Source organism: Cytophagales bacterium (assembly GCA_019456305.1).
In the GTDB taxonomy this organism is placed as follows: Bacteria; Bacteroidota; Bacteroidia; order Cytophagales; family VRUD01; genus VRUD01.
The window spans coordinates 1-6,615 of the sequence record VRUD01000043.1 but is presented as its reverse complement, the minus strand read 5'-3'; the positions used below and the strand labels follow the sequence as shown (position 1 = coordinate 6,615).

Here is a 6,615-nt window from a genome sequence, read left to right as displayed (position 1 = left end):
GGTTATCAAATTTCCTGTCCAAAAAAGTGTATTGATTGGACCTCCATCAAGCTGGTATTCAATATCAACGGAAGTTAATGTGTTGGAACCAAAATTTTTAAGAGTAACAACTGGAAAAATAGAATCAGCACAGAAGGTACCTGTTGGAGAAATAATTGTTGATATGCCTGCATCAAGAGCAGTGGGTGCTCCACATACAGTGGACGTAAGAAGAGAAGATAAAAAATTGGTAATAGCTGCTCTTGCTCTTGTTTTTTGACCCAGAGTAAACATATTGTAACAGGCATCAGCAGAATAATCCATATAATTCATGAACATAATGCCCGGAGGAGAGGGGGAACATGCGTCAGTTGTTGGAAAACCGGGGCAGCCTGAAGTGGAATTTGCCTGGTTTGGCGTGTCACCCACAAGGTCTGAGCCTGAGCAAGCGCCAGCATCATCTCCCCAAATATGACGCAGTCTGAAACAATGCGAAAGTTCATGGACCATAGTTCTGTTCATATCAAAAGGCGGGCACGAGCCATCAGAGTTGCAAAAATCTTGAACCGCGCCAAAAGTATTAGACACGGGAGGACCGGTTGGAAATTCGCCATATCCCAATAAGTTCCCGCTTAAATTGCAAATCCATATATTGAAATATTGTGTAACATCCCAGGCATCATCTCCTCCGTTTGCTGTAAATTTTACATCGTCATTGGTGCTAAAGCTGGTAACTGTTGTTTGTCTTCGGGTGATCCCATTGGTAGGATTACCTGAAGGGTCTACCAGGGCAAGGCAATATTCTATTTCCATATCAGCAGCAACACTTAGAAAGTCAGCAGGAGTATTTACTGCATCGGCATTTAATCTTCTGAAATCTTCATTCATCCTGTCTATCATAGCTAAAGCTTGTGCATCGGATATATTTTCAGCCCCGGTCCTCCATACAATATGTACAACAGTAGGGATGGTCATTATGGGAGCTATTTTTAGAGGAATATTATTGGCTTGATTGGCAATACTCTGCTGTAATTTTATTTCATCATCTTTCAATTTTTGTTCAAGGCCCGGATTGTTTGAAAACAGGTATTGCATGTGCTGCATGGTACCGCAGCGTTGATAGGTATTGTGGTTTTGAATTTTAGTAAATGCAGATTGCTGTTTGGTTTGACCGAACAGGAAGCCAAAAACGATCAGAAGATACACGATAGAAAGCAGGTTTTTTTTCATCTTTTAATAGTTTTATTTGAAATTCAAATTTATTAAATAATTTTCATAAAAAAATTTTTTTTTTAATTATTATTTGTATGTTGCAATAAATTATAAAACTTTTCACCATGATAAAACCAATTACTGTAAAAGATTACATGGCTACAAACCTATTGACGCTTAAAGCTGATGACACTATTTACCATGCTATTAAATTTCTTCTCAAGCATCATATATCAGGAGCGCCTGTAGTTGATGACAACTATAAACTCATAGGTATTATATCAGAAAAAGACTGCCTTAAATTGATAGCGAAAGGGGGGAGTTTTAATCTGTATGATGTAACAGTTGCTGATTATATGACTAAAAAAGTAGAAACTATTCCTCCTGAAATGGACATTTATTACACTGCAGGAATATTTTTAAAGAACCCGTACAGAAGATTACCCGTAGTAGAAGAGGGCAAATTGGTTGGTCAAATCAGTCGCAGGGACATATTACTGGCAATTAAAGAAAATATCCAACCTGCTAAATAATTAATAAAAGGGCATCTCTAAAAACTACACCATATATTCCCCTCTATCAAGAGGGGCAAGGGGTGTGTTTTAAAAAATATGTAGTTTTTAGAGATGCCCAAAATGAAAAAAAAGTTGTAAATATTTGCTTTTCACTGATTTATTTACTAATATTGACAAAAATAAGATCAATGAAAAAGTCTATTATTTGTTTGCTTGTTTTATTATTGGGTGTTTTAAACGCCTCAAATGTAAAAGCAAGCCATGCTGCCGGAGCTGATATATCTTATGAATGCCTGGGCGGAAACACGTTTAGAGTGCAGCTTTCTTTTTATCGGGATTGTGACGGTGTATCTGCTCCCACATCCCCTAATGTAAATTATAGCTCGGCTTCCTGTGGTATATCTTTAAGCGGTACAGCAAACTTAGTTTCAGTCACCGAGATCATACCATATTGCCCTGCAGCGCTTCCTACCCAGTGTTCTAGTGGGGCGCCACCTTCAAGAGAACAACACATATATGAAATAATTGTGGTACTGCCTGCAACATGTACGGACTGGGTCTTTAGCTATTCTGTTAACTGTCGTAATAACATTATTTCTACTATTAATCCTACGTGTGTACAAATCTATGTAGAAGCGAGGTTGAACAATACAATAACTCCCTGTAACAACTCCCCGTTTTTTACCAATCCACCTGCTCCTTTTGTATACGTAGATCAGAGGTTTTGTTATAACAATGGTGCGGTAGACCTTGATGGAGATTCATTAGTGTATTACTTAATTACTCCCAAAACGGGCGCTGGCCTGGGCAATACAGTTAATTATATTTCGCCCTACACTAAAGACCAGCCTTTAACATCTGATCCTCCTGTTACTTTTGATCCTAAAACAGGTGATATTTGTATGCTTCCTACTGATACTAACGAAGTTACGGTTATGGCAGTGTTGGTGCAGGAATACAGGTCCGGGACTTTTGTTGGAAGTGTGATCAGAGATATCCAGATTAATGTCATTTCCGGATCTGATCATTTACCCTTTAGTAATGGAATCAATGGAACGTCCCTGTTCCGGGACACTATTGCTGCCGATTCTGCTTATAGTTTTACGATCAACACTTTTGACGTTGATATTGCAGATTTTGTTACTATCATTTCAAATGTATCGGTCGCCGTACCGGCTGCAAGCTTTTCAAGCTCAGGCGGAGCCCGGCCTGACGGCACTTTTTCCTGGACTCCTTCTGTATCTGATATCAGAACCACCCCCTATTGCTTTACTACAACGGTACAGGATGATGCCTGTCCTGTCAACGGGTACGAAATTAAGTCATATTGTATTGTTGTAGACACGCTGGCATCTGTACCCGGAGGATATACCGCCCAACAGCTTGCCGAAGTTTTGGCAGGGCCTGGATTTACCGTTAGCAATGCTACGTTAATAGGAGGCTCTGTTTGTTCCGGAGTATTTGACGCAACTAATTCTAACCTTGGTGCCGGCACGGGAGTAATTCTCTGTACCGGTAATATTAAAGATGCACTTCGTCCAAATTCTTCAACAAATACGAGCACGAGCAATGGTCAGCCCGGCACAACTGAATTAACGGCAATAGCCGGCGTGTTTACTTTTGATGCTTGCGTTCTTGAATTTGATTTTGAAGTCCAAACCGAATTTATCACCTTTAATTATGTGTTTGCATCCGAAGAGTATCCTGAATTTGTCGGTTCAAGTTTCAATGATGTATTTGCTTTTTGGATCGCTGGCCCTGGAATAAGTGGTTGGGAGAATATTGCCCTGATACCAAACACTACCACACCTGTAACGATAAATAATGTTAATGATAGTCTTTACTGGCAATACTATATAGACAATACAGGCGGAACCACCGTTGAATATGATGGTTTTACTACGCTTCTGACTGCCCAAAAAAATGGACTTATTCCATGCGAAATTTATACCTTAAGGTTAGCAATAGCCGATGCAGATGACAGGGTTTTTGACTCAGGCGTATTTTTAGAAGAAAACAGCCTGATACAAGGCACGGTTGACGCACAAACCAATACCATCAATGCAGACAATGTTGCTCTGGAAGGTTGTATCAAGGCGAGCTTTACATTTACTATAGATACTATCAAAACTACACCTACTGTAATTAATTATGGCATTGGCGGCACGGCTACAAATGGTGTGGATTATGTCTTTATAGATTCTTCCATGACCATTCCTGCCGGACAGACTTCAGCTACCATCATCATTGATGCCCTCGGAGACGGCATTCCCGAACCACAGGAAGTGATTGAGCTTTATTTTCTACCCACTCCATGTACTCCCATTGATACGGTTTTTCTTTACATTGATGACGCAGAACCTATCAATTTCTCATTATCCGGTACTGATCTTGCCTGCACGGGTGATTCATCCGGTGTTATTGATGCAACGATCACGGGTGGATTTCCGCCTTACAATATTACTCTCAATGGTCAATATACCTTTGACTCAGTGCCTATTACCAATCTACCTGCCGACACATACTTAGTGAGCATAAGAGACATATATGGCTGCGATGCAGATGCAATCGTAACCGGGGGCGTAGATACCGCAGGTTTGACATTTCTTCCGGATGGAGATGGCAACGTCTATACCAGCCCAATCAATGTTTCAGCTTTTGACCCGTTGGCAACGCTTACTGATGTCAGTATGCTCCAGTCAGTATGTATAAGAATAGAACATTCCTTTCTGGGCGACCTTGAAATAAAATTGATTGCCCCTGACAGCACTGAAATTATTTTAAAGGAGCATCCTGGGTCTAATACAACCAACCTCGGTGAACCGGTTGCAAAAGGACCAAAAGATGGCGCTAATCCCGACTCAACAGCGGGTATTTGCTATGAATACTGCTGGACAAGCAACCCTACCTATGGTACATTTGTTGCAGAAGCAGGAAATTACACCTATACCTATACGGATGTTACAGGAAAAGTACTCTCCGATAAATATCTTCCTTCAGGTTCGTATCAACCTTTTCAACCCTTCTCAGGACTTCTTGGTGTACCATTGAATGGCGGCTGGACGGTTTGGGTCAAGGATAATATGCCGCAGGATAACGGCTATATTTGCAGTTGGAGTATCAGCCTGTCCTCTGATCTTCCTGATTCAATTGTGATTATTAGTGAGCCTAATGCAATTTCCATGAGCGATTCGACCACTTTTGCAACCTGTGGCGACACCAATGGGGCTGTTGATGTAACCGTTGCCGGAGATTTTCCTCCTTTTACTTATAGTTGGAACACCGGGGAGACAACAGAAGATATCAGCAATATAGGAGCAGGTACATACACGTTATCAGCCACTGATTCAAATGGATGTACGAGTACTGCCGACTTCCTGGTGCAAAATATCAGCAGCATGGTCTTATCAGCAACAGCAGGTTATGTTACTTGTAACGGATCAAGTGATGGGTCAATTGATCTGACAGTATCAAGTGGTGTCATACCCTACACATTTGCCTGGGATAATGGCCCCATCACAGAAGACATTTTTGGTTTAACGGCAGGGAACTATACAGTAACCGTTACAGATAGCGTAGGATGTATTTCCTTAAAAACCATTACCATAACTCAACCGGACGTGGTCGTAATAAATGCAGTAACCCTTTCAAATGAAAAATGCGGGGAAGTGGATGGTGCAATTGACATAGCTGTAGCAGGAGGAACGCCACCAAACACCTATAATTGGAGCAATGGGGAGGCCACGTCAGCTATTGACAGCCTCTCAGCCGGAGATTACTCTGTAACAGTTACGGATTCTAATGGGTGTATCGCTATTGATACTTTCACGCTGATAAATGAGGTAGGAAATTGTGTTATTTACTGCTATATTGAAATTAATAATATCCTGGTTACTGATGAAGTTTGCGGAAACAGTTCAGGCGCTATTGACATCTCTGTGATAAATGGAACACAGCCCTTTAATTATTCCTGGTCAAATGGTGAAATAACTGAAGATATTAGCGGCTTAACCGCAGGTGACTATTCTGTTACTGTTACCGGTGCAGACGGATGCGAAGCGGATGATACCATTACCGTTAATAACAGTACCGGGAGCCTTGCTATTACAGGCACGGTGGTTTCCAATGAAAGCTGTGGAAACGGACAGGGTTCTATTGACAATACCATTTCCGGGGGGGTATTGCCGTATGCTTACATTTGGAGTGATGGTCAAACTACAGAAGATGCAACCGGTTTAGGTGCCGGCAACTATTCCTGTACCATTACTGATGCAAATGGCTGTTCTATCAACATGAATGTTGATGTGCTGAATGACGCAGGCACGTTGGTTCAAACGTGGGGAAATGCTATGGACGAACTTTGCGGCAATGGGCTGGGTTCCATTGACATTACCATTTCCGGTGGTGTGTTACCCTATTCATATTTGTGGACAAACGGAGCAACCACAGAAGACTTACTAAACCTAAGCGCGGGTATTTATTCTTGTACAATTACAGATTGGAATGGCTGCCAGATCACCACACCAACGTACACGATCAATAATGTTGCAGGGACGCTTGCCATTTTTGATATTGACGTATTTAATGAGATATGCAGTAATGGAGCCGGCTCCATTAACCTTGATATAACCGGGGGCACAATTCCTTACAGCTTTGCATGGAATACCGGAGCCACTACTGAAGATCTTACCGGGTTAAGTGCCGGCACTTATTCCTGCCAGGTTTCCGATGCTAATTCCTGTTCTGTTAATACGGGTGATATTGTCCTTTTTAATAGTCCGGGTACTTTAATATTAGATGATATTTTTGTGGTTGATGAGAACTGTAATAACAACCAGGGATATATTAATATAACAATATCAGGTGGAGTTGCCCCTTACACTTTTGCCTGGAGTAATGGCTCTACCTC

The 6,615-nt window shown here is 41.4% G+C and carries 3 protein-coding genes; 2 read left to right on the top strand and 1 reads right to left on the bottom strand.

Features of this window, described 5'->3' with window-relative positions:
- A partial coding sequence (locus FVQ77_10320; protein ID MBW8050711.1) for a zinc metalloprotease occupies positions 1-1,209 on the bottom strand: 1,209 nt, incomplete at its 3' end.
- A 107-nt stretch (positions 1,210-1,316) separates the two neighbouring features.
- Between FVQ77_10320 and FVQ77_10315 the strand changes: the two genes are divergently transcribed.
- On the top strand, positions 1,317-1,724 hold the full coding sequence (locus FVQ77_10315) for a CBS domain-containing protein (GenBank protein ID MBW8050710.1): 408 nt from the start codon (positions 1,317-1,319) through the stop codon (positions 1,722-1,724).
- A gap of 170 nt (positions 1,725-1,894) precedes the next feature.
- The coding region (locus FVQ77_10310) for a hypothetical protein (protein MBW8050709.1) at positions 1,895-6,615 on the top strand (4,721 nt) is incomplete at its 3' end.